A 23,155-nucleotide genomic window follows, 5' to 3' on the forward strand; every position below is an offset into this window, starting at 1 on the left:
AATCTGTTCTGACTGCGGGGCGCGCTCGGTCAAGCTTGACCGTCTCCAATGCGAACCTCGGAAACCGGCGGACGCTCGGAATCCCCCCAGCGCTTGAAGCCAAGACCAAAGGACGGGTCAGACGTGTTCAGGCGGCCCCGCAGCATACCGTTCGTGGACGGAGTACCCTCGGGACCGTGCGCAGGAAGGTCTGCCTCCCAATCCCGGACCAGCTGCCTGTCAGCTATCTTCCAAACCCCATCACGTTCTTCGAAACGGTCCAGATACCGGCAAGAGACTAACGAAACCTGATAGCCATCCTCATGCTTGTAATAGACGGTGCCGAGCACCACCGTTTCCGACCGTGCAACGGACGGATTCGTCTCGTCAAACTCGACATATTCATTGCAAATGATGTGACGCAGGATTTCCAATTCCTTGACCACTTCCAACGACACAGTCAAGAAGCCCTCGGCCGGACCGTTGTAAGTGCCGTGATTGTCGTTGGCGTCCGGATGATATGCCGAAAGCCCAAGCTCCATATCCGCATGATCCACGCCTCGACAATATCGCATGATGCAGTCATGGATCTGCTGTCGCGCGTCCATTTCACGGACGATAGTTTCGAAATCTCTCTTGTTGTTCATCTGTTCAAACTCCGATTTTTTTTGGTCGTGTGAAGCACGTGTGGAACGCTGGTTCACGCCCCAGCGGGTGCGTCCCATTCAATCGGTGGCGGCGGCAGGTCTATTACGAGTTGCTGATAATATGGACCACCGGGTTGTCGCGCAAAGGGCATGGGGATCCAGTTGCGCGCCCGATCGGCCGGAATGACAGGCAACTCGATCGCCGATGGATAGACGGCATTGTGATGCACGGCCTGCTCGGCTACGACGTAGTCCGCCGGCGTCGCCTCCGACAGATCGATGAACTGATTGGGGTTGATGTCGCTTTCAGGGAAGTTCGAGCTGCTCACGATTAATCGGATGCGATGGCCCTTCTTGAACACGTTGCTAGTAGGCATCATGTCGATTTCGTAGGCGACAACCTCGCCTGGCTTCAATGCAACCGGCTCTGAACGAGACTTCCGATAGCGTGCCCGAACGCTGCCGGCCCCAAGATTGTAGGATTCGCCATTCGCAAAGACATCGACAAGTGTGACGAACCAGTCCGTATCGGTGGCTGACGAGCTGGCGTGGAGGGTCACGCGCACCGAACCGGTAACCTCCAGATCTTCCTCGAGAGGCGCGGTCGTGTAGACCAGCACGTCGTCCCGCTCGTCATTCGGGCGCTGGTTGACCGGCCCTCCCATGACCCCACGCCCACCAAGGGTCGGCACCGGATCGGCCGGGTCATAGAGGTAGGTGTCTGACGTCTGCGCTGCGGACGGCAGCACGGTAGTGAGGATGCCGTTGCCATTGGCCGAACGCGCGGCGCCTTCGCTGTGCAGGTAATAAGTGACCGGCTGCGTGCCAGGCAACGGCCACGCAGTTTCAGCGCGCCACCGATTCTCACCCATCACATAGATGATGACGGGATGATCGAAGGCCGGATGCGTTTCGCCGCGAAGCTGCTGGTCCATCCACGCTGCCGCCGCCGCAAGGTCATCCAGTTGGCTTTCCGGGAATTGCCTGAAGGTCGGGCTTGGCTGATGCCCCCACGGTCCGATCCAGAGACGCTGGCCTTCCCGTGCCTCCGGCGTGGCGCCTGATGCGGTGATGCCGACATAGGCATCGATCGAATTCTGGTTGAACAGATCATACCATCCAGAAAAATGTACGATCGGTTTCATCACCCTGTCTAGCCGCGACAGGGCATCGGTCGTGTCGAACAGGCTGGAATTCTCGCGCGCGTCGAGGCATCTGTGCCAGAAGGGAAGATGACGTACGATCAACGCGTCACGCAGGCTACGACCGCGCAGCAGTTCCCACACGCAGTTGGGATTCATAAGGGTATCGCTGCATTTGATCCCTGCTTCCACTTCGTCGGCGGCGATGCGCGCAAGCAGTTCCGGCTGATTGGCGGCAAGGGTGTAGGCCATGTAGACAGACCACCAAAAGCTGGTCTGAAGGTCGAGCATCTGGTCGTTATAGAGCCAGGAGACACCGCCCTTGTTGACCGCAGGCATCTCGACGAAGGCCGCTTGGTAACCGGGTACGTCCATCGTCAGCAGCGTCAACTGCACCCCGCCGATATAGGAGCCGCCGAATGTTGTCACCTGGCCGTTCGACCAGGGTTGCCGACGGATCCAGGCGATCGTGTCCGCGCCGTCCTGCCGGTCGCCCCAGCTTTCATTGATCAGCGGATCGAACTCTCCTTCCGATGAAAAAGTGCCGCGCACATCCTGAATCACACTGATATAGCCCCGCTTCGTGAACTCATAGGGCGAGTTCACATGCCATTGAAACGGGAACATCTTGTCATAGGGTGTGCGTATCAGGATTGTCGGCAGCGCTTCGGTCGCGGCATGGGCCGGGCGATAGATATCGGTCGCCAGCTCAACGCCATCGCGCATCTTGACCTTGACGTTGCGATTCACACCGTACGGTGATGATAAAGGGAGCGGTGCTCCGTCAATTCGTGACATCGGGCGTCCTCTGCTGTAGCGATGAACATTTGCAGCGCCCTGAGCTAAATGCCCACGGCTTTCCTTAATGCTCAGCCGTTTTTGTGTAGAGCGACTGTAGAATGCCCGAAGTATCGCAGGCAACAATTGGAAGATTACGAGATCGCGCATTTCCCGCGAAAACCGCGCGTCCATCGTTAAGTTGAGATGACGATTGAGCCCTGGCTGCGCTCATCCTGCGAGAGCGAACCGGGTTATGCCCTGATAGCTCGCCGGTGCGCACCCGGATAGGATGCTCTCGGCAAGCGGCTGACCGGCAAGCAAATCGCGGCGATCGTTAGCCGAAGGTTGCGTCGACTACGCCAGGCTAGACCGGACAGCAACATCCAGCTGCGCAGCGACCCAAACCAAAACTGAGGCCGCTGTAGGAGGCCGACGATCAATGGACTTTTTGGTCAGCCTGGCCTGCTATATAGGGCTTGGCTGCAAGGCTAAACCGCGGCTGGAATAAGCAAGTGCCAGGGGCGCGCAGTGCTGAGCCGAAAACCACCGCTTCGGCGAGGCCGTTCTGGTGGCCCCACGACCGTGCAAGGGCAGGGACTAGCGGGCCGATTCCCGTCGTTCGTTTGGCACGAGCTGCTGGAGGTATAAGAGCTGGCTGAGCCGTAAAAAAAAGGCGACCGAGCTTTAGCCCGGACGCCCCATGGAACCGCAAACATGACGCAATTTACTGCGCCAATTTTTCTAGATCCGCGATCGGATACTCGGCGTCGAAGTACGACCCTCTCAGTGCGAGAGAGGACGACCACTAGTACCGTTAATCCGGAAATCACGAGGAGCTTCACCCGTCATTTTTTTGAACGCAAAGGAGAAGGCGCTGGGATGTCCAAAGCCGAGCCTGTAGGAAATCACCTTCAGCGACAAATCGGTGTCAAGCAACAGGTTCCTCGCCCGCTCGGTCCTGACCCCCTCGATATAGTTATGCAGAGTCTGCCCAGTGGTTGCTTTATAAAGCTTGCGAAGGTGCGCAACGCTGATTCCGCATTGCTTCGCAATGTCGCTCAGTGTGGGACTCCCGTCTTCGAATGACTCCACAAATTCACGAATCGTATTCATGCGCCTGCGCGACAGAGTTCCTTTAGCCTCCTCGCTATCGTCTACGGTGCCGAGGATCCGTGCGATATCAACTGCGGTCGACATCGCCAGACCCTCGACCAGAAAGTCAGAGGCCATGCTAGGCTCTAGCAGCTCGTGCATAAGCCGTTTCATCGCATGATTGATGCCACTGTGGCGTAGGTCAAAAATCGGTTCCAAGTCTTGGGATGCCGTGATGATGCGCCTGCCGACTATCTGCTCAAGCCAGTCCGGCTCAAACTTGCAAACCAATGTTCGCGAATCTTCGCTGACATCTGCGCCTTTCGCATGGGTTTCAATAAGGCCGGGGTGCAGCATCAACTGCCCGAACTTGGCGGGCTTGCCCGGCTTCACCCATCCTTCAGCTTTAATACGGTAGGGTCGCATACGCCAACGCAGCAGGAGTTCCGGCTGGCAATCCAAGATATCGGCGCGCGCATTCCAATGATAATCAACGACTTGGAAGGTCACGCCGGGCATAGACTTTGACGCAATCACCCGATGAGTGAAGGTGCTATCTGTCGTTCCCATCTACTATCTCCCACTATTATTATTATTGTTGCTCGAACCCCATGACGTCAGACTCGCCATGGACCTGTCGGATAAACAATGCATGAGTAATGGCTCTAGATCAACACGGCCCTGCGCGAGCGGTATGTTGTCATTGCCGGATAAGTCAAGCGATCACCTGATTTCACAAGGAAATGCACCTTCTGCCCATACACCGCCGTGCTAGTTTCACAGGGCACGGCGGCACATGGTGATGCCGGAACAAAGATCGAGGAGGCGCAGTGAAAATCCGACAACTTGGCTATCTCATTTTCAGCTCCGCAGACGTCGCTGGATGGCGCACGCTTGCTGAAAACGTGATTGGTTTTTCGACGACAGATAATGAGAGTGGTTCTCTCTATCTCAAAATGGACGAACGCGACTTCCGTATCGCGGTGCTGCCTGGCCAATCGGAGCAGCTGGTAGCGAGTGGGTGGGAGATCGACAGCCAGTCTGGGTTCGAGGAAGTCAGACTGGCGCTTGTCCGCAGCGATGTTGAATGGCATCAGGGAAGCGCTGAGGAATGTGCGTTCCGTAAGGTTCAGGAATTCATCTGGTTTCAGGATCCGGATGGAAACCGGATCGAACTCTATTGGTGCTTCATTTCAGCATTCCTGCCATTCAGTCCACCTAAGAACATCTCCGTCAATTTCGTGACGGACGGCATTGGCATGGGTCATGTTGTGCTTCCCACAGCCGATCTGGATTCCTCGCAGGCGTTTTTCGAGCGAACCCTCGGCTTCGGATTGTCCGATATCATCAAGATGCAGTTCGGTCCGGGTAAGGTGCGCGTGAACTTTAATCACTGTGGCAACCAGCGCCAGCACAGCCTCGCACTGGCCGAAATGCCGTCCCCGAACGGTTGCGTGCACTTCTGCATTGAGGTGGCCTCTCTCAAGGAAGTTGGAATGGCACTCGACCGCGTGCAGGATGCTGGACATCCATTGGTGCTGACGCTCGGGCAGCACGTGAACGATGACTGTGTGTCCTTCTATTTCCTGTCACCGCACGGATTCATGATCGAAATCGGTCACGGCGCTATTTACAAGGATTGGGACCGGCACACAGTGTTCGAAACGACTCGCGCCAGCCATTGGGGACATCACTTCGTTCTAAATAGATAATGCAGATTCGCGTGTGCTCACCATATTAACTACCTACGATGGGTGTAGTTCTTTGAAGCCGCTGTCGCCGCACTTGACTGTATTCGGTTGAGTTCGCGCCCATCGATGGCAGGAGGCCTCGGTGGTTAAGCGGCACTGAAGCAGCTTCGGAGTACGTTCTTTCCGGAATGACTCGGCCCAGGGTTGATCATTGTTTGAAGCGCTATGACTTGCTCTTGGTGCTTCGCTCAGGCGCTGCGTGGCGCGAAATGCCCTAATTCCATTAAGCCAAGCGAGTAGCTCACCCGCAGGGTAAGCTTGCTCAGGACGGCTTTCCGACGATGGCGGTTGACGAGACCGCGTCTCTACTCAGGTAATCGCGGCGTTGTTAAGTCTTTCACGAGAAGCGCGCGCCTATGTAAAACTGGGCCGTGCTTCTATTTTTTATTTAAGACAAAACCATCCAATCGGAGTTGGAGAATTCTAGCAGTATGGATTTGATAGCCATAATCATGACAATGGGGCGATCCGCTGTCGAGCTAGCGTTATTTGTACTTTTGCCGATTATGGTGGTGATGCTTTGTTTGATGCGGTTGATCGAGGCTGCCGGAGTCCTGGATTGGTTAGTGGCTAAACTCGCTCCGGTCTTGCGCCCGGCAGGGCTGACCGGCCTGAGCTTGTTCGCGATGATACAAGTAAATCTGGTGAGCTTTGCTGCCCCACTCGCTACCCTGGCTATGATGGATCGAAGAGGCGCTTCCGATCGGCACCTTGCAGCGACGCTCGCGATGATATTCGCAATGGCCCAGGCCAATGTGGTCTATCCGATGAGTGCAATAGGCCTGCATTTAGGCACGACGCTACTGGTCTCAGGACTCGGGGGAATAGTGGCGTCAGCGGTTACGTTTCATGTGGTCGGCCGATCACTCTCCTCAGCTGAGGCCCCCCTGAGCGATGCGATCGAGCACCCCGAGTTCAAAGGGCCCGGCGGCGTCTTACAGGTGATTAATCAAGCGGGAGCAGAGGCTTTCAAAATTGCGGTTGCAACCATTCCGTTGGTGGCACTAGCTCTCGTTGCGGTGGCGCTTCTCAAGGAGACCGGCGCGTTCAGTATGATTGAGCAGGTCTTGACCCCGGTTCTCACCTGGGCAGGTGTGCCGCCCACCTTAATCGTTCCTTCACTTACAAAATATCTTGGTGGAGGCACGGCCGTGCTTGGAGTCATGGTCAGCCTTCATAGTCAGCATTTGATCGATGCTCATCTGATAAACGCCAGTGCCGGATGGCTGATTCACACTTTCGATCTTCCAGGGGTAGCGATCCTGATTTCGGCGGGGCCCCGTGTTGCCAAAGTATGGAAACACGCAGCGATAGGCGGTGTGATAGGGATTATCGTGAGGACTTTGATTCACATATTTATTAGCTGAAGCCAGATTGCCCGCATCATAATTGAGCGCACCATTCGCATCCCGGGCCCCAAATGCCCTCGCCTCCCAAGTGGAAACAATCAAACCCACTGAGATGCCGCAGCTCCTGGCCCAATGGCTCCCCACTCTAATCCTTCCTGTTAGCCATAAACATAACCGTTTGGCTATCCCTTATCCTAAGGACGGTGTCCTGTCTTTCATGCGGCTCGTTCAAAAAGTAAGGCTGGCATTGCCCGCGCGAATAACAGGTTTACGCGTACATACTTACACCAGCCCTACTGGAAAGCGTTGCTAGTCCACTGCCTTAACCATATCTTCGATGACCTTTTTAGCGTCACCGAACACCATCATGGTCTTGTCCAGGTAGAACAGTTCGTTGTCCAGGCCGGCATAGCCGCTGGCCATCGAGCGCTTGTTGACGATGATGGTCTTGGCTTTGAACGCTTCGAGGATCGGCATGCCGGCAATCGGCGATTTTGGATCGTTCTTCGCGGCCGGGTTGACCACGTCGTTGGCGCCCAGCACCAGCACCACGTCGGCCTGACCGAACTCGGAGTTGATGTCTTCCATCTCGAACACCTGGTCGTACGGCACTTCAGCCTCGGCCAGCAGTACGTTCATGTGGCCCGGCATCCGACCGGCAACTGGGTGGATCGCGTATTTCACGGTCACGCCGCGGTGAGTCAGCTTCTCGGTCAGTTCCTTCAGCGCGTGTTGCGCTCGGGCTACCGCCAGGCCGTAGCCCGGAACGATGATCACGGTGTCGGCGTTGGTCAGCAGGAACGTCGCGTCGTCAGCCGAGCCGGATTTGACCGGGCGGGCTTCCTTGGCGCCGGCAGGACCGGCGTCAGCTGTATTGCCGAAACCGCCGAGCAGGACGTTGAAGAACGAACGGTTCATCGCCTTGCACATGATGTACGAGAGGATCGCGCCGCTTGAGCCCACCAGCGAGCCGGCAATGATCAGCATCGAGTTGTTCAGCGAGAAGCCGATACCGGCCGCTGCCCAGCCGGAGTAGCTGTTGAGCATCGACACGACCACTGGCATGTCCGCGCCACCGATCGGGATGATGATCAGCACACCCATGATGAAGGCCAGGGCCAGCATCAAGGCGAAGGCGTTGAGGTCGCCGGTCAGCATGAAGGTGATGCCCAGCGCCAGTGTGGCCACGCCCAGCAACAGGTTCAGTTTGTGTTGGCCGGTGAACTGTACCGGTGTGCCCTGGAACAGGCGGAACTTGTACTTGCCCGACAGCTTGCCGAAGGCGATGACCGAACCGGAGAAGGTGATCGCACCAATGGCAGCACCGAGGAACAGCTCCAGGCGGTTCCCGGCCGGGATCGCGTCGCCCAGCTGCGCAACGATACCCAGCGACTGCGGCTCGACGACCGCCGCAATGGCGATGAACACCGCGGCCAGACCGATCATGCTGTGCATGAAGGCGACCAGTTCCGGCATCTTGGTCATTTCCACGCGTTTGGCCATGATCGAACCGGCCGTGCCGCCGACCAGCAGGCCGACGATGACGTAGCCGATTCCGGCGGTGGCCAGCTCTGCGCCCAGCTTATAGATCAGGCCGACGGTGGTGAGGATCGCCAGGCCCATGCCGAGCATTCCGAACAGGTTACCGCGCCGCGACGTGGTCGGGTGCGACAGGCCTTTGAGGGCCTGGATGAAGCAGACCGAGGCGATCAAATACAGGGAAGTAACCAGGTTCATGCTCATGCTTGCTGCACCTCGCCCTTGACTACTTCAGCCTTGGCAGCCGGCGCTTTTACCGGGGCCGCTTTTTTCTTGAACATTTCCAGCATGCGCCTGGTTACCAGGAAGCCACCAAACACGTTGACCGCAGCCAGGGCCACGGCCAGGGTGCCCATGGTCTTGCCCAGCGGGGTCACGGTGAGGGCGGCGGCGAGCATGGCGCCGACGATCACGATGGCCGAGATGGCGTTGGTAACCGCCATCAGCGGTGTGTGCAGTGCAGGTGTCACGTTCCAGACCACGTGGTAGCCGACATAGATCGCCAGCACGAAGATGATCAGGTTGTAGATACCGTGAGAGATCAGCATGTCTTCCATTGTTTTATCCTCAGCTGTTCTTGCGCACAATCTGGCCGTCGCGGCACATCAGGCACGCGGCGACGATATCGTCTTCAAGGTTGATCTCGAACTGGCCTTCTTTGGTGAAGATCAGCTTCATGAAGTCCAGCAGGTTGCGGGCGTACAGCGCCGAAGCGTCAGCCGCCACCGCGCCAGCCAGATTGGTCGGGCCAACGATGGTCACGCCATTTTCGACGACCACCTGATCGGCCACGGTCAGCGGGCAGTTGCCACCCTGGGCTGCGGCGAGGTCGATGACCACCGAGCCTGGTTTCATCTGTGCCACGGTCTCTGCACTCAGCAGCGTCGGTGCCTTGCGCCCGGGAATCAGCGCGGTGGTGATGACGATGTCCGCCTGCTTGGCGCGTTCGTGCACGGCCAGGGCCTGGCGCTGCATCCAACTGGCCGGCATCGGGCGGGCATAACCGCCGACACCGACGGCGCATTCACGCTCTTCGTCGGTCTCGTAGGGCACGTCGACGAACTTGGCACCGAGGGATTCGATCTGCTCTTTTACCGCAGGGCGCACGTCCGACGCTTCGATCACCGCCCCCAGGCGTTTCGCCGTGGCGATGGCCTGCAACCCGGCCACGCCGGCACCGAGAATCAGCACACGCGCCGCTTTTACGGTGCCCGCAGCGGTCATCAGCATCGGCATGAAGCGAGGGTAATAGTGAGCGGCCAGCAACACGGCTTTATAACCGGCGATGTTGGCTTGCGAGGACAGCACATCCAGGCTTTGCGCGCGGGAGGTGCGCGGCGCAGCCTCCAGGGCAAAGGCGGTAATCCCGCACTCGGCCAGCTTGGCGATGGTTTCGTTGCTGAACGGGTTGAGTATCCCCACCACCACGGTGCCGCTTTTAATCAGCGCCAGCTCGCTGTCGCTGGGGGCGACCACCTTCAAAATCAGCTCTGCAGCAAATGCGTCATTGGCGCCGCAAATGCTTGCGCCGGCCGCTTCATAGGCACTGTCGACAACGCTGGCATTAATGCCGGCGCCGCTTTGTACAGTGACCTTATGGCCCTGGCTGATCAGCTTCTTGATGGTTTCGGGGGTTGCAGCAACCCGTGTCTCGCCAGTAAAGGTCTCAAGGGGAACACCGATATGCACTTATTGTTCTCCGGTAAGATTTCATAAAGAAGCCTTCCCTACGAATGCACCGAAATGCATTCATAGGTAGAGCCGATTTTGTGCCTGGTACGTACCAGGCTAGAACTCAAAGGGCTTGCGCCATCTGAGGAACGAGGTCGAGCGCGCCGAAGCCTTCTTACCAGAATTCGTCAATCGCGCGCCCGCCGACGCGTCGGCCGGGGCCGTTACAACATCGATCCACAGGGATGAATGAGGTCAGATCACCGTCATGCCGCCATCGACCACGATCACTTGGCCGGTGATATGTGCGCCAGCATCGGATGCCAGCAACAAGGCCGCGCCCTTAAGATCGTCCGCCCCCCCGAGCTTGCCGAGCGGTGTGTTGTCGATGAGCCGATCGCCAGCCGCATCGAGCGTCGAACCGGTCATTTTGGAAGGGAAATACCCGGGCGCGAGCGCATTGACGCGAATGTTTCGCGGCCCCCACTCAGCAGCAAGCGCGCGAGAGAGGCTCAGCACCGCGCCTTTGGAAGCGTTGTAGGCAGCGGTGCCTATCATACTGGGATGATGCGCCTGCAATGCCTCGATTGAGGCGACATTCACCACCACTCCCTTGCCCTGCGGAATGAAACAGCGCTTCGCAGCGGCTTGCGTCAGCCGGAACAGCCCCGTGAGATTCAGGTCGATCACCTTGTTCCAGCCATCGAGCGAATGATCTTCCGCAGCCTCGCCCCAGGTTGCACCCGCATTGTTAACCAGGATGTCGAGGCGACCATACTTGGCGGCGATTTCCTCCACCAGTTCAGCATGTCCGCCCTGGCCGAGATCCGCGGCAATACCGTCGGCCGCATAACCTGACTGGCGAAGCGAGGCGACCGCAGTATCGATCTCGCCCTGCTTGCGCGCAACGACAACGACCCGCGCCCCAAACTCCCCCAGCGCTTCGGCGACCTGGAAACCCAGACCGCGGGAGCCGCCGGTAACAAGTGCTACACGGCCAGTGAGATCCAAAAGTGCTTGTAACGTACCCATCGGCTTATCCCTTGAGATCGGCGAAGGTTTCGCCGTGTTCAACCAGCCATTCGATCAGCGGCGCCGGCTCCCAAGCCCAGCCCTCGCGACGGCTCCGAAAATCATTCATCCGCTCGATAATATGGGCATGCCCCACCCTGTCCGCATAGAACATAGGGCCGCCGCGTTCCGCGGGAAACCCATAACCGTTCACATAGATCACGTCGATGTCGAACGACCGGTGAGCGATCCCCTCGGAAAGAATTCTGGCGCCTTCGTTAACCATCGCGAAAACGCAGCGCTCGACAATTTCTTCATCGGATATGACTCGGCGCTCGACACCGATCTGCGCAGAGTGGCGAATCACAAGTTCGTCGATCTCGGGATCTGACTCGGGCGTCCGCCCGTCCGGATAGCGGTAATAGCCGGCGCCGGTCTTCTGGCCGAATCGGCCCATCTCGCAAATGAGGTCCGGGATCTTCGAATAGGGCCGGTTGGGCTGAGTCACCGCGCGGCGCTTGCGAATGCTCCAGCCGATGTCCTGCCCGGCCAAATCCATCGTACGGAGTGGCCCCATCGCCATACCCCACGCCTCCAGCGCGGCGTCGACCTGCGCGGGCAGCGCGCCTTCTTCCAGCAACCAATACGCTTGGCGCAAGTATTCCTCGAAGATGCGGTTGCCGATGAAGCCGTCGCAATTTCCCGCAATGACGCCCACCTTGCCGATCTTGCGCACCAGCGCTAGCGCGCCGGCGAGTGTCTGCGCCGACGTGGCGGCGCCGCGAACGACCTCCACCAGCCGCATGATATTGGCCGGGCTGAAAAAGTGCAGCCCGACGACCTGGTGCGGCCTTTGTGTCGCGTCGGCAATCCGGTCGACATCGAGCGTGGACGTATTCGAAGCCAATATGGCGCCCGGCTTGGCGATCCGATCAAGTTGAGCGAAAACGGAGCGCTTGACCTCGATATCTTCAAAGACCGCTTCGATCACGAGATCGGCTTGCGCCGCGGCGTCGACCGTGGATTCGGTCGTGAGCAGCGCCTTGCGGGCGGCCGCCTTCTCGTTCGTCAGACGGCCTTTCGCCACGTCCCGGTCTATGGCTTTAGCGATCCTGCCGACACCGGCCGACAGCGCATTTTCGTTGAGTTCGATTAGCGTGACTGGCAACTGCGCATTCAGCAGCGCGAGCACGATCCCGCTGCCCATCGTGCCCGCCCCGATCACCGCAACGCTCGCAATGGTGGGAGTCTCGAATTTCGCCTCCGAGCCCGGCAGGCGTCCAACCTTGCGCTCCGCGAAAAAGCTGTGGCGCAGCCCGCGCGATGCTTCCGACAGGAGCAGTTCGGTAAAGAGCTCGCGCTCCAAGGCGAGTCCCTGTTTCAGGTCGAGCCTTGTCGCCGCTTCGACGCACGCGACGATGCTTTCGCGAGCGGTACCGAGCGATGGGCGCTGCGCGATCTTGGCACGCCAGACATCAAGCGCTGCACTGTCTGCGGCCGCTGGGCCGGTAGTGGCGCGATCCGCCAGACTGCTCTCGGCACGCGCGACGACCCAGGCCAGTGCCGCCTCGCCTTCCAGCACCGCATCGACCAACCCCATGTCCGCGGCCTGCCCCGCAGCAACCGGTTTACCACCCAGCATCATCTCGAGCGCCCGCGCTACCCCCACCCGACGCGGCAAACGCTGCGTGCCACCTCCGCCCGGCAAAAGCCCCAGCATCACCTCGGGAAAGCCGAGTCGTGCGTCCGGCGCGGCAATGCGGAAATGGGCCGCCAGCGCCAGCTCGAGTCCACCGCCCAGCACATTGCCGTGCAGCATCGCAACCACCGGCTTCGGGCAGGCATCGACGACCGAGAACAGCTCGCGTAAACGATCGACTTCGTCGGGCGCGTTTTCGAAATCCTTGATGTCAGCGCCTGCGCAAAAGTCCCGCCCGTCGCCGCGGATGGCGATCACCGCCACAGAAGGGTCGCCGACCGCATTCACGACGGTTTCGTGAAGCGCAGAAACGACTCCCGCCCCAATCGAAAGGACATTAACCGGCGGGTTTGTGATGGTAAGTAACAGGAGACAGCCGCGCTGCTCGATTTTTAAGGGCTTCATAAAAGGCACATTAATCCAAAGAAAACGGCGGAATCGCTATCGACAACAGCGGTTACGGAAACTCGCAATGCACTTCTTCCGATTGCGATTGGCTCTGACACGCCAGGACCCATCCATCTGAAAGATCCCGCTCGTCCAGCACGAGATTTGCGGCCATGGTTACCTCGCCCTTTCTGATACGGCACATGCACACGGCGCATCCGCCAACACGGCATGAAAAAGGCGCATTAATGTCCGCGGTGATCATCGCGTCGAGCATGGTCTGCCCTGCGGACCAAACGATTTCCCGTTCCTTTCCGTCGAGCCGGACAATCAACCGGGTCGCGGTTTGAGTCGTCTCCACTGTCTTTCCGGTAACAGCGGCAGGCTCCGGCTCCTCGTCCGGAAGCGAGATGAAACGCTCCAGATGGATCCTGTCTCTCGACAAGCCGATCGACTCCAGCGCAACGACCGAGCTGTCCATGAAAGGCGCCGGACCGCAAATAAAGACATCCCGTCCAGCGAACGCCCGGAGAAGACTGGCCAGACGATCGCTCGTCGGTAGCCCCTGGACGGTTTCCAGCCAGTGGATGACATTCAACCGATCGGGATGCTTACGAGAAAGCTCGATAAGCTCGTCGCGGAAGATGACCGACGTTTCGTCCCTGTTCGCGTAGACAAGATCAATACGCCCCTTGCCGCCTGCAAGCGCCGCTTTGAGGATGGACAAAACGGGCGTAATTCCACTCCCGCCGGCCAGCAACAGAAAATCCTGGTCGAGCTGCGCCGGCCCGAACACGCCCGCTGGTGGCCGCACCTGAAGCACTTGCCCTGCCTTGACGTTCAAACACAGCTCGTTGGAAACAAGCCCTCGATCGACTCGTTTGATGGTCACTTTATGGAGTGCGTCGACATTCGGCGCGCTGGCCAGCGAATAGCAGCGGAGCCGGTATTTTCCATCGATAAGTACCCGCACTGTCAGGAACTGGCCAGGCCGATATTGAAAAGCCTCCGTCAGCGCAGCTGGCACATCGAATACGAGAGAGACCGCGCTGTCTGTTTCTCGAATGACCTCTTTCACAGGAAGGTCGAAAAAGTCGCTAGTGTGCATTTTGGTCGTGCTCGCGAATCAGCCGATTGGTAGCAATAATGTTAACAACATGAACTCCCCAAGGCCTCAGTCCGCGAGTTGCTTATAACGACTATTACGTGTGTGATAAGCGCGTGTCGGGAGCTCGCCCGGAAATCTCACCACCAGAATTGAATCAGGCCTGCAACTGCTGATTGAAGTAGATTCACCAAGCACTTACAGCGCACAAGAAGAAGTGGCCTTCACGAATGGAGGGCAAGCACCGGTGGCGCAATGGATTCATGGTCTGACAGAGGATTTCGAAAATCTCAACGACCAGATGAGCCAGGTGCCGTGCCCCCCCTACAGCAACGGGGGGCATCTGACAGGCATGCATGACTCACTGGCGAAACGCGGGCTGGAGCGGAGATCGGCTATTCGCTGACGGGATCGAACGAGAGAATCAACTGGAGTCGACGGCGTCGCGCCACTGCGACAACGCCGCGCATGCGAGCGCCTGCGACCGATACTGTGGGATCCGTGTCCCGAAGCCGCCGCTTATGCTTTAACTTTGGAGATCTGACTGGACCTGATGCTACCGATGTCCGCCGTGCGGTTACCAGGAAAACCGCGTTCTCGTGGGCTAGCGCAGCTGTCCATCATCAGCGGCGGAGACCTGCGGCATTCACCACCGCGGCGTTCAAACCGGGAAAGAGTGGCGGGAAGTGTTGAGAAACCAACACACAACGTTGCATCGTTGCGTTGAAGTATCCATCGTAAAAACACTTCATTCGCTACGGTAACAGCAACAGTTCCCGCCGTGCCATTTACGGCAAACGTTTGATGTAGAACGACCTACTATTCGTGCACCTTTGCTTGCTCGGACTCCCAATATTTCATGGGCTGCGTCATGTCCACTTCCAACTCGAACCGCTCGACCATGTCTGGTTGCACGTCCTTGACATCGACATAGAACTGCTCGTACCAGCGTCGCAGCTGATAAATCGGACCATCGTGCTCGGACAGTAGAGGATTATCGATGCGCGTCTTGTTGCGCCAGATCTCGACATCCTGAAAAAACGCATTACGGAAGGCTTTGGCGTATTCGGCCGCGATCTCAAGCGCCGCTTCCTCAGGCAAACCAGGCACTTTTCGCGCCGTCACACCAACGTTCAGTACGAAGCTTTCGGGCGTAACCGGATAATGAGCATTGATCAACCAACACTCAATTTCATGGCCTTTGTAATTGGCGATCTGTTTATTGATCATGTAGGCAGGGCCGTAATAGGTGGCCGAGCTCTCCATACCGAAGCCATCCTCGTTCTTGACACCGTCGCCTTCGCCCAGAGCGCGGTCCTTACGTGCGTCATAGACTGCGATTTGCGAGGAGGTGTGGCCTTCGAAGATATTCTTGAATTTGCGCACCATCCAACCGTGAACGTAATAAAAATGCGTGTTGTCGGCATTGTTATCAATCAGCTCACGGCAGTTGGTTGGCATGAGCTCCGTTTCCCAATGCCAGGGAGTGCACTCACCGGCATCATAGGCCTCGATGCTCGGAATCGCGTGCTCTGGCGGAGGTGGATTTCCCTCGGGATCGTTATAAACAAACAACTGATCGCTCGCGATCATGGTCGGCCATGACTTGATCTTGGCCCGAGGCGGAATACGCGTTGAAAATGGAATGTTGGAGCAGCGCCCATTCCCCCCCCACTCCCAACCATGGAAAGCGCAAGACACACTATTACCAATGATTTTGCCCTTACCCAACGATGCCCCCATGTGTGGGCAGTAGCCATCGAGAACGTTCAAGTTTCCGTCCTCGCCTGCGAACACCACAAGCTTCGTGCCGAAAATCTCCAGCTCGTGGGGAACGCCATCCTGAAACTGCTTAACCAGGCCGATTACATGCCATCCGCGAGCATAACGATCCGGGGGGGGCGCAGCCTTGATCACATAATCCGTCGCTATATAGTCTCGGCGCGGTGATGGAGATGTTGTTTGGCTCTGGCCCGAAGGCAAAATTGGGGTACTCATGCGCCTCACCTCTGAAATATTTGACGTTAGATAAGCTAATGGCCCGGTGTTAGATCGTCGAGACCAGTTGCTTACTAATGGAGGTCAAGGCTTCACAAATGCGCGCGAGCGTCCATGCTTGACCCATAGAACTGAGTATCAACGGTTGATTCCGGCCATGCCCCCATCGATGAGGACATTTGTTCCATTGATGTAACCGGCCAACGGACTGGCTAAAAACGTGACCAAGGAAGCGATGTCCGCTGGTGTGCCGAGTCGCCCAACCAAGCTGCCCCAGTCCGATGCAATGCCTGGCTCGACTTCCTCCCACGTCTTCCTGCTGTTCTCCGGCAGTGCCATAAAATAATCATGTAGAACCCTTGTAACGACCAGTCCCGCAGCAAGGCAATTCACCGTGATTCCGGTCCCGGTCAATTCCTTTGCCAAACTGACCGACAGCACCGGCAAGCAAGCTTTCATGCTGGAATAATCCGGTATATTCGCTTCGGGTTTGAATGTAGCCATACTGGATATCTGGATGATCCGGCCCCATTTTTGCTGCTTCATGCCGGTTAGACACAGCTGAATCATGCGCACTGTGGAAAAAACATTCAGATCATAAGTCCGCTGCCAATCATCCATGGTGGCGTCGCTCCATGTTGCGCCCGGCTGAGACGGACCGCCGGCATTATTTACAAGGATGTCAATGCCTCCCCAGTGAGCGTTAGCATTGGTACTGACAGCGACGGCGCCTTCGTCGGTACACAAGTCGCCAAGTGCTATCTCGGCCTCCCCACCGGCGTTTCGAATTCTGGTGACAATGGCTCGCGCCCTTTCCTCGTTTCGCCCGTGCACGATTACCTTGGCGCCTTCGGCAGCCAAATGCTCGGCGATACTCGCACCAATGCCCGAACTGGCTCCCGTTACGAGCGCGCGCTTACCCTCTAATTGCAGATTCATTCAGTCTCTCCTACTTTGCTTGATGGTCTAGAAGTACCGCACACGTGACTACGCATGGAAGTCATCACAGCCGGCTGCGGTGGAAGCTGATCCGAATAATTCAAGAAAATTGTTGTGGATGTGCTTGAACAGACGCTTCACAGGCGTCAGCCTGAGAATCATTGACTGGTTCATCACAGCGATAGGGGCTCGCAATGCCTGTCGATTCGCTACGTCCAGCGGTAGGGTGAAGCGGATATCAGCCATCATTTGGCGATACAGGCGATGGCTACGACAACGTGATGGCGGGGACCATCAATGGGCTCTTAAAGGCCGAGTTGATCCACAAGGGGGGCGTATGAAAAAGCGTAGAGGCCCTTGAATGGGAAACACATAGCTAGTCAGCCAGCACCCACCGTTGCGTCTGACTCGAAGCAACAGCCGGCGCGAAACCCGGGGCGGTTCATACACCGCTGGACGGGGCAGCGCGCCGGCCATTGACCTCATCTGCTTAACTTGCGGCCAACCCTTCCAGCCAGTGCTTGCTATTGCAGACCGTCGCGTGCCACGGGTCGCGGAATGCTGCCAGCAGACTGTTCTGCGCTTCTCCTGGCTGATAGCAGAGGTCCTCGAGAACAACGACGCCGAAGTCTCGGTTCCGCGCATCCACGAGCGTGCCGAGAATAACCCCGCCGGTGGAAATTCCGGCTAATGCGAGAGTCTCTACCCCGAGCGCTCTAAGAATGGGCTCGAGCTTGGAATAGGCGAAAGCACTGATCCTGGAACATGGCACTACGATGTCCCCAGCCTGGGGCTCTACGGCCGGGTCGATAGCGTCTGATTTCGACTCGAGGAAAAGAGCTGGCGGAGCGATTATGCCCTTGGTAACGCTCGATTCCAGTAGCTCCGGGTAGCCCTCGCTGAAGCTGAGCTGGGCGTAGATTACCGGCACATTGGCCGCCCTCGCCGCCGCGATGCAGTCCGCGAGCCTTTTCAAATAGTCTTTGGGATCATCCGGCATCAGGGTTATCGGTTGCTGCGCGTGGCCAACAATAAGGGCAGTTCGGTGCGCGGTGTTGGTGTTCGTCATAAGTGCTCCTGGTTCAGTGGATTGACAGGCCGCCATCAACGACGATCTGGGTGCCATGCAGGTAACTCGACTCGTCGGATGCAAGGAAGATCGCAGCCTGGGCAATCTCACGTGGGTCCGCGGCCCGCCCCAGCAAAATCTTCTTGTCGTCAAACTCGCCAATCGCCCTCTCGAGGTTCGCACGAGCTCGTTCCGATCCGCTATCCGCCCCAATGACGCGCGCGGTATTAGCGAGTATGTTGGTGGCGGTGGCTCCTGGGGCCAATGCGTTGATTCGGATACCCGTGCCTGCCAGCTCCCAAGCTACCTGGCGAGTGAGGCTCGCAAGTGCGCCTTTTGAAGCCGTGTAGGCTGCGCCGCCACCACCACCGAGCAGGCTGGCGGTTGACGAGATATTCACGATGACGCCTTCGCTGCGTGGAAGAAACTCGCGCATCACTCGTTGAATCATGAACGCAGTACCGCGAACGTTGATGGCGAACACCCGATCCCAGAGTTCAGGCGTCACGGCGTCGACCGGTTCCATTCGGTCCTGGACGCCCGCCACATTCACGAGAACGTCGATACCACCGAGTTCGCGAACAGCTTGATCGACCGCGGAGTTGATCTGCTCGACATATCCAATGTCGGCCTGGATCGCCACGGCGGCCGAGCCGATCTCGGCCACCAAGGCTTTGGCCGCCTCGATGTCGTAATCGACGACCGCCACGCGCGCGCCGCTCTCGACGGCAAGTTGTACTATTGCCCGCCCAATGCCGCTCGCTCCACCGGTGACGAGCACTCGCTTTCCTTCCAGTCGGCTGGGGCGCGTAAAATCAGTCGTTTTCATCGCTCGTAGATCTCCACGGGTAACTGATGAAGTTGTTCTGCTCCATCATCGGTAATTAGGAAATTGCTGCAGACCCAGTTGAAATATCCACGGTGCACATAGAGCGGGTGACAGGCCAAGTACATCCCGGCCTGGATTGTCATGGTCTCCTCGGGCGTGATGAATGGCCGTTCCGCAATGTCGAACCCCTGACCGTGGCAGTGCACTCGGTGTTCCTCGGGACGTCCGTTTTCGCGCAAAAATTCATTGTATTCACGAAGTATGTCGACTGGCCTCGCCCCCGGACGCAATCGATCGACGGTGAAGGCCTGCGCACGAAGCGCAAACTTCAGCTCGTCGCTGAGTTCCGATGGCGTCTTGCCCAGCACCACCGTTCGGGTCAAGTGAGCGTAAAGCCCGGACGGCCCGTTGGACTCTATGAATACGTGAACCATATCGCCCTCGCCGATTCGCCGGCGCTGATCTGGCAAAAGCTTGGGGAGTGCAAGGCTGTCACGATTTCCAGACGCAGCAACGTACAACCCCTGTGTGCTTCCGAGCGAACCGGATATCTCCTGCAGAAGGATCGTCACATCACGGTCCAACATTCCCGGACGTATTTCGTTAATCACGGCGAGCATTGCTTCGTCCTGCTGTTGGCATGTGAGGCGCAGCAGTGATTGCTCTTCCGGCGACTTGATCGACTTGATTGCGTCAACGAAATTGGATGCATCGACGAAGCGCATCGCCGGGTAGGCCTCTCGAATCGCATCCATCGTCGACATGGAAATTTGCTGCGTCCCCAGCAGTCCAACAGTCGCGGAGCCGAAGCCAGCTAACGCCTTGATGATATTGCGTTGCTCATTCGGTGCAGACCATCCTGCCGCTGAAAAACTGGGGGCAGTCAGGAGACGATCCACGCCACGCCATGGTCCATCGACGTCGGCGGACATGTCGAGATCGTCGGATTTGCCACTGGTAATGGCAGTCGTTCCGCGGTCCCGAGTGAACACCACAGTTACATTGAACCCGCCGAACGGCTGAGCATCGGCCAGATATTTGACATATCCCCCCGTGAAATCGTTGCCCGATTGAGCGAGTAAAACGTCAACGCCTTCGCGCTGCATTGCGGCTCGCACCACACCCCATCGGCGATTCAGCTCACCCTGAGACACTCGCGTCAGAACTGGGGTTCTCGCTGGTGGTCGACGGGTTGTTGCATTGTCTAAAACTTCTGTTGCTGACATTAGTCAGTATCCTTATTGCGCCGGCACATCACAGAAAATGACGTGCCAGCTGCAGGCTAGGAATCAGATAATGAGGCGAAGGTTGCCGGTCGTGAGAACTCGCTGGTCGATAAAAACCACCCGACTGGCAAGCTTCAGTGTGTCACCCACTCGGCGAAGGACGTCCCGCCGACCCGTAGGCATCAGGATGCTCGGTTCAGCCTCGCGGGTGAAACTGAGCAGCACATTCGCGTGCACTTCGTACGACTGGCTATCGAGCGGCCGGATGCGGATTGTCGATACGAACCTACGGGTGCGCTGCGGTGGATTTTCCCCCCAGGCAAACTTGGCAAGATCGCCTGAGTAGCGGGGCGTCCAGAGCTTGGCGATCGACAGCTTGTCCTCATCGATAATGAGAAACTCCTCGTTCCAAGGGGTCTTTTCCACCGAATCGGTGGTCTGCGTCGTGGGAATTTTGTAGGTGAAGTCGTCGGTGGTCAGATCCAGCCACTCGGCGATCTGACGAGCATCGAGAAGCGCCGCCTCCTCGGCGATAAAGTTCTCGATCTGGGCTCTGGTTTCGTAATCGACGGAAGTAGTAACGCGCTCGCCCATCATAATTCACATGCCCCCTCTGTTTTGAAACCTACGAGCGTGACGGGCTCGGGCTTGGCTTCCATACGCTCAACCCACGTTGAATAAAGTGACCGGAAGTTCACATCGTGCAGGGGGCCACGGTAAACCTTGCCGCGGAATACGCTGCTGGGCGTCGGCTCCTCAGGCAAAGCCGTATAGTTATTGTCCAGAGCCATGCCGACACTGCCACGGTTCGCTTGGGCTGTTGTGTTCCAGTTATGAGAATCATCCACCTCGAACACGCCCCCCACGTTGAAGGTTCTGGCGAAAGCGCGCTGGGATGCACGTTTCCAAGCAGGCGTGGCCCGCTTCGGCACAATCAACCAACTCCACACTTCCGTCTGGGTAGCAGAGAGTGGCAGCCACACACGCACGTTGACCACACTCACTGCCGGGAACTCATCGTCGCCGACGTTAGTGATCAATTGCTCAACCACCGAAAAGTTCGGGAATGTAGTGGATACACAGACTATCCGCCGATCGGCGCCCGCAACGAGATCAGGAGAAGCGTTCTGTTCAATCTCAGTCCACAGATGCTTTTCCAGCCCCGGAAAAACAGGTCGGTCAAACTCGGCCGGAATGCGGAAATGCAATCCGGCATGGCCCCCATCGGCCGTAAACACAAATACAGTCTCGCCCGAAGCGTCCTGCTCATTCGTTACAACTGCGCCCATCGCCTGCATGTCGGTGACGTGTTTTTGCATGTCATCAAGGTATGAAACGCCAGCGACGTAGCCTGTATGGTGCGTCACGTCCCCATGGTAAGGGTCACCGCACCAGTTCTCGGCCCCGCTCTTCCAATTGAAGTCTCCGATGAACCGCACCGGCGGACCATAGGCTTCGTATTCGGTCTTCTTAAAGACGGTATCGAGGTACCAGCTCATGTCGCCGAAGACATCGAGCAGTGGCGCAGCATCGTTATTAAACGTTGCAAAAATCAATCCGTTGAAGACTTCTACACGTGCTTTGTGCAGCCCCAACTTGGATCGGTCGATCCCGCTCGGGTGAAGCGTCGGCGACTCCGGCACTCCGCGCAAGCGGCCGTCGGTGGCGTACGTCCAGCCATGATATGCACACTGAAAGTTTGTCGCCTTCCCACCATCGGCAGAGCATAGCTTTACACCACGGTGCCGGCAGCTATTGAGCATCACATGAATCTCGCCATTCTCAGAGCGAGCCACAATCACTTCATCGCGCATAATCTTGCGTGTAACGTACTCACCCGGTTGAGAGATCTCGCTCTCGTGCCCGACGAATTGCCAGGACGGATTGAAAATCGCTCCCAACTCCCGCTCAAACACCGACTCATCGAAATACGCGTGTCGATTGATGAGCGAACCATCCTGTGCGCCTAGCCTCATATCAAATACCTCTAAATTCCGGTTGACATTTTTTGCCAATACTAGTCGATACACGCCCTGCTTTTCGCTGCGGTCGGAAGCTCCCTGGCAAGACGATCAGCGAGACCGCATATGCATCGTCAATTGTCAGACGGGGTAACTCGTACCAATGGCGGAACCGTACAGCACTCACAACTTAGACTATCCGGTCAATTTCTCGCATACAAAAGGATTACGGATAGCGAGCATTTGTTTCGTCTTGTGGTTCCGCTTGCCACCCAATAGCGCAGTTCCGACTTCGATGCTGGAAACGTCTATGGCGCCGTGCAGCGCGATCCTCTCCAAAAGTGGATCGGTCGAAGCACCTTTGCTCGGCAGCCACCTCCGTACTTCCCGCCACTCAACAATGGAGAGCGGTAACTGCAGGCGTCACAGACAGTAGGCGCCTCATACCTTATTGATGAATTGCGATGAATCCGGCAAACGATTCGCGATCGTTCACAAGATGCCCTGCGGGGGCGGGTTGGCCCGCATGACTCTGGGCCATTTCCGCCACCAGAATTTAATCGTCGGACAAAGCTCGCTCTAGCTACACCACGCATGCGAAGGACAGGTATCGGCCGCCGGCTCTTTCAACCAAGCAGTGAAATCCTGGCGTCTGTCGCTGCGTGTAAGGAAGTCAGCCGCTCATGCGGTTTCGTTATCGTCCTCCCTGTTACGGATGGATGTAAATATGTGGGGGCTGGCTATAGGTATCGATATCCGAGCATCAATTCTTATATGCGATCTCGGGTAATGGCGGCATAACCGAAATCGATTTACTACTGGAGTCAAAGGCCATCAACAGCCGGAATCGACCTAATAATGGACGTGCCGCGTCATCTCCATGATCGTTTCGTAGTATCGACATAGACCACTTGTGACCGCCTCTTTGGGCGTGCGCACACAATGGATAACGCGTGAATACTTTTTAGCCAAAGGAACAGA

At 57.5% G+C, this 23,155-nt stretch carries 18 protein-coding genes and 1 pseudogene; 3 read left to right on the top strand and 16 right to left on the bottom strand.

What is annotated here, in order from left to right; genetic code table 11:
- Positions 1–29: 29 nt before the first annotated feature.
- The 3 genes from ACN1C3_RS16325 to ACN1C3_RS16335 form a co-directional block, all read right to left on the bottom strand.
- Positions 30–626: a nuclear transport factor 2 family protein gene (locus ACN1C3_RS16325; RefSeq protein WP_419116805.1), complete on the bottom strand. Its 597-nt coding sequence runs from the start codon at positions 624–626 to the stop codon at positions 30–32.
- A gap of 53 nt (positions 627–679) precedes the next feature.
- Positions 680–2,566: a CocE/NonD family hydrolase gene (locus ACN1C3_RS16330; protein ID WP_419116806.1), complete on the bottom strand. Its 1,887-nt coding sequence runs from the start codon at positions 2,564–2,566 to the stop codon at positions 680–682.
- Positions 2,567–3,331: 765 nt separating this feature from the next.
- Positions 3,332–4,210: an AraC family transcriptional regulator gene (locus ACN1C3_RS16335; RefSeq protein ID WP_419116807.1), complete on the bottom strand. Its 879-nt coding sequence runs from the start codon at positions 4,208–4,210 to the stop codon at positions 3,332–3,334.
- Between the two features lie 260 nt (positions 4,211–4,470).
- Between ACN1C3_RS16335 and ACN1C3_RS16340 the strand changes: the two genes are divergently transcribed.
- Positions 4,471–5,352: a VOC family protein gene (locus ACN1C3_RS16340; RefSeq protein ID WP_419116808.1), complete on the top strand. Its 882-nt coding sequence runs from the start codon at positions 4,471–4,473 to the stop codon at positions 5,350–5,352.
- 470 nt (positions 5,353–5,822) lie between these two features.
- Positions 5,823–6,758 (top strand): nucleoside recognition domain-containing protein, encoded by a 936-nt coding sequence (locus ACN1C3_RS16345; protein ID WP_419116809.1) that lies wholly within the window; start codon positions 5,823–5,825, stop codon positions 6,756–6,758.
- A 291-nt stretch (positions 6,759–7,049) separates the two neighbouring features.
- Here ACN1C3_RS16345 and ACN1C3_RS16350 read toward each other — a convergent pair whose 3' ends face one another.
- The 8 genes from ACN1C3_RS16350 to ACN1C3_RS16385 form a co-directional block, all read right to left on the bottom strand.
- The gene (locus ACN1C3_RS16350; RefSeq protein WP_419116810.1) at positions 7,050–8,483 is read right to left on the bottom strand and encodes an NAD(P)(+) transhydrogenase (Re/Si-specific) subunit beta; all 1,434 of its coding nucleotides are present in this window, start codon (positions 8,481–8,483) and stop codon (positions 7,050–7,052) included.
- On the bottom strand, positions 8,480–8,836 hold the full coding sequence (locus ACN1C3_RS16355) for an NAD(P) transhydrogenase subunit alpha (RefSeq protein WP_419116811.1): 357 nt from the start codon (positions 8,834–8,836) through the stop codon (positions 8,480–8,482). The genes ACN1C3_RS16350 and ACN1C3_RS16355 overlap by 4 nt, the downstream gene beginning before the upstream one ends.
- 10 nt (positions 8,837–8,846) lie before the next feature.
- Positions 8,847–9,968 carry a Re/Si-specific NAD(P)(+) transhydrogenase subunit alpha gene (locus ACN1C3_RS16360; protein WP_419116812.1) on the bottom strand — a complete coding sequence of 374 codons (1,122 nt, stop codon included), beginning with the start codon at positions 9,966–9,968 and terminating at the stop codon, positions 8,847–8,849.
- Positions 9,969–10,205: 237 nt separating this feature from the next.
- On the bottom strand, positions 10,206–10,982 hold the full coding sequence (locus ACN1C3_RS16365; protein ID WP_419116813.1) for an SDR family oxidoreductase: 777 nt from the start codon (positions 10,980–10,982) through the stop codon (positions 10,206–10,208).
- Positions 10,983–10,986: 4 nt separating this feature from the next.
- Entirely contained in the window at positions 10,987–13,065 is a 2,079-nt protein-coding gene (locus tag ACN1C3_RS16370; protein WP_419116814.1) for a 3-hydroxyacyl-CoA dehydrogenase NAD-binding domain-containing protein, read from the bottom strand.
- Positions 13,066–13,117: 52 nt separating this feature from the next.
- A complete protein-coding gene (locus ACN1C3_RS16375; protein ID WP_419116815.1) occupies positions 13,118–14,155 on the bottom strand; it encodes a 2Fe-2S iron-sulfur cluster-binding protein in 1,038 nt (345 codons plus the stop codon).
- An 816-nt stretch (positions 14,156–14,971) separates the two neighbouring features.
- Positions 14,972–16,150 (bottom strand): Rieske 2Fe-2S domain-containing protein, encoded by a 1,179-nt coding sequence (locus tag ACN1C3_RS16380; protein ID WP_419116816.1) that lies wholly within the window; start codon positions 16,148–16,150, stop codon positions 14,972–14,974.
- A gap of 138 nt (positions 16,151–16,288) precedes the next feature.
- Positions 16,289–17,089, bottom strand: a complete 801-nt coding sequence (locus ACN1C3_RS16385) for an SDR family NAD(P)-dependent oxidoreductase (protein ID WP_419116817.1) — start codon at positions 17,087–17,089, stop codon at positions 16,289–16,291.
- Between the two features lie 111 nt (positions 17,090–17,200).
- On the opposite strand from ACN1C3_RS16385, the pseudogene ACN1C3_RS16390 reads away from it, so the two are divergent.
- Positions 17,201–17,418, top strand: a pseudogene (locus ACN1C3_RS16390) (IS3 family transposase); the annotation flags it as partial.
- A 161-nt stretch (positions 17,419–17,579) separates the two neighbouring features.
- Here the strand turns inward: ACN1C3_RS16390 and ACN1C3_RS16395 are convergent.
- The 5 genes from ACN1C3_RS16395 to ACN1C3_RS16415 form a co-directional block, all read right to left on the bottom strand.
- The gene (locus ACN1C3_RS16395; protein ID WP_419116818.1) at positions 17,580–18,158 is read right to left on the bottom strand and encodes a cysteine hydrolase family protein; all 579 of its coding nucleotides are present in this window, start codon (positions 18,156–18,158) and stop codon (positions 17,580–17,582) included.
- Positions 18,159–18,171: 13 nt separating this feature from the next.
- Positions 18,172–18,987 (bottom strand): SDR family NAD(P)-dependent oxidoreductase, encoded by an 816-nt coding sequence (locus ACN1C3_RS16400; protein ID WP_419116819.1) that lies wholly within the window; start codon positions 18,985–18,987, stop codon positions 18,172–18,174.
- Complete coding sequence (locus tag ACN1C3_RS16405; protein WP_419116820.1) at positions 18,984–20,093, bottom strand: M24 family metallopeptidase; 1,110 nt, start codon at positions 20,091–20,093, stop codon at positions 18,984–18,986. The genes ACN1C3_RS16400 and ACN1C3_RS16405 overlap by 4 nt, the downstream gene beginning before the upstream one ends.
- Positions 20,094–20,276: 183 nt before the next feature.
- Entirely contained in the window at positions 20,277–20,810 is a 534-nt protein-coding gene (locus tag ACN1C3_RS16410) for an aromatic-ring-hydroxylating dioxygenase subunit beta (protein WP_419116821.1), read from the bottom strand.
- Entirely contained in the window at positions 20,807–22,228 is a 1,422-nt protein-coding gene (locus ACN1C3_RS16415; protein WP_419116822.1) for an aromatic ring-hydroxylating oxygenase subunit alpha, read from the bottom strand. The genes ACN1C3_RS16410 and ACN1C3_RS16415 overlap by 4 nt, the downstream gene beginning before the upstream one ends.
- Positions 22,229–23,155: the final 927 nt, after the last annotated feature.

The organism is Pseudomonas sp. H11T01, from assembly GCF_048515765.1.
GTDB lineage: Bacteria > Pseudomonadota > Gammaproteobacteria > Pseudomonadales > Pseudomonadaceae > Aquipseudomonas.

Excerpts from the sequence above, each read along its gene's own strand:
- ACN1C3_RS16325 (WP_419116805.1), bottom strand. The coding sequence starts at position 626 with ATGAACAACAAGAGAGATTTCGAAACTATCGTCCGTGAAATGGACGCG.
- ACN1C3_RS16330 (WP_419116806.1), bottom strand. The coding sequence starts at position 2,566 with ATGTCACGAATTGACGGAGCACCGCTCCCTTTATCATCACCGTACGGT.
- ACN1C3_RS16335 (WP_419116807.1), bottom strand. The coding sequence starts at position 4,210 with ATGGGAACGACAGATAGCACCTTCACTCATCGGGTGATTGCGTCAAAG.
- ACN1C3_RS16345 (WP_419116809.1), top strand. The coding sequence starts at position 5,823 with ATGGATTTGATAGCCATAATCATGACAATGGGGCGATCCGCTGTCGAG.
- ACN1C3_RS16350 (WP_419116810.1), bottom strand. The coding sequence starts at position 8,483 with ATGAGCATGAACCTGGTTACTTCCCTGTATTTGATCGCCTCGGTCTGC.
- ACN1C3_RS16355 (WP_419116811.1), bottom strand. The coding sequence starts at position 8,836 with ATGGAAGACATGCTGATCTCTCACGGTATCTACAACCTGATCATCTTC.
- ACN1C3_RS16365 (WP_419116813.1), bottom strand. The coding sequence starts at position 10,982 with ATGGGTACGTTACAAGCACTTTTGGATCTCACTGGCCGTGTAGCACTT.
- ACN1C3_RS16370 (WP_419116814.1), bottom strand. The coding sequence starts at position 13,065 with ATGAAGCCCTTAAAAATCGAGCAGCGCGGCTGTCTCCTGTTACTTACC.
- ACN1C3_RS16375 (WP_419116815.1), bottom strand. The coding sequence starts at position 14,155 with ATGCACACTAGCGACTTTTTCGACCTTCCTGTGAAAGAGGTCATTCGA.
- ACN1C3_RS16380 (WP_419116816.1), bottom strand. The coding sequence starts at position 16,150 with ATGAGTACCCCAATTTTGCCTTCGGGCCAGAGCCAAACAACATCTCCA.
- ACN1C3_RS16385 (WP_419116817.1), bottom strand. The coding sequence starts at position 17,089 with ATGAATCTGCAATTAGAGGGTAAGCGCGCGCTCGTAACGGGAGCCAGT.
- ACN1C3_RS16395 (WP_419116818.1), bottom strand. The coding sequence starts at position 18,158 with ATGACGAACACCAACACCGCGCACCGAACTGCCCTTATTGTTGGCCAC.
- ACN1C3_RS16400 (WP_419116819.1), bottom strand. The coding sequence starts at position 18,987 with ATGAAAACGACTGATTTTACGCGCCCCAGCCGACTGGAAGGAAAGCGA.
- ACN1C3_RS16405 (WP_419116820.1), bottom strand. The coding sequence starts at position 20,093 with ATGCAGCGCGAAGGCGTTGACGTTTTACTCGCTCAATCGGGCAACGAT.
- ACN1C3_RS16410 (WP_419116821.1), bottom strand. The coding sequence starts at position 20,810 with ATGATGGGCGAGCGCGTTACTACTTCCGTCGATTACGAAACCAGAGCC.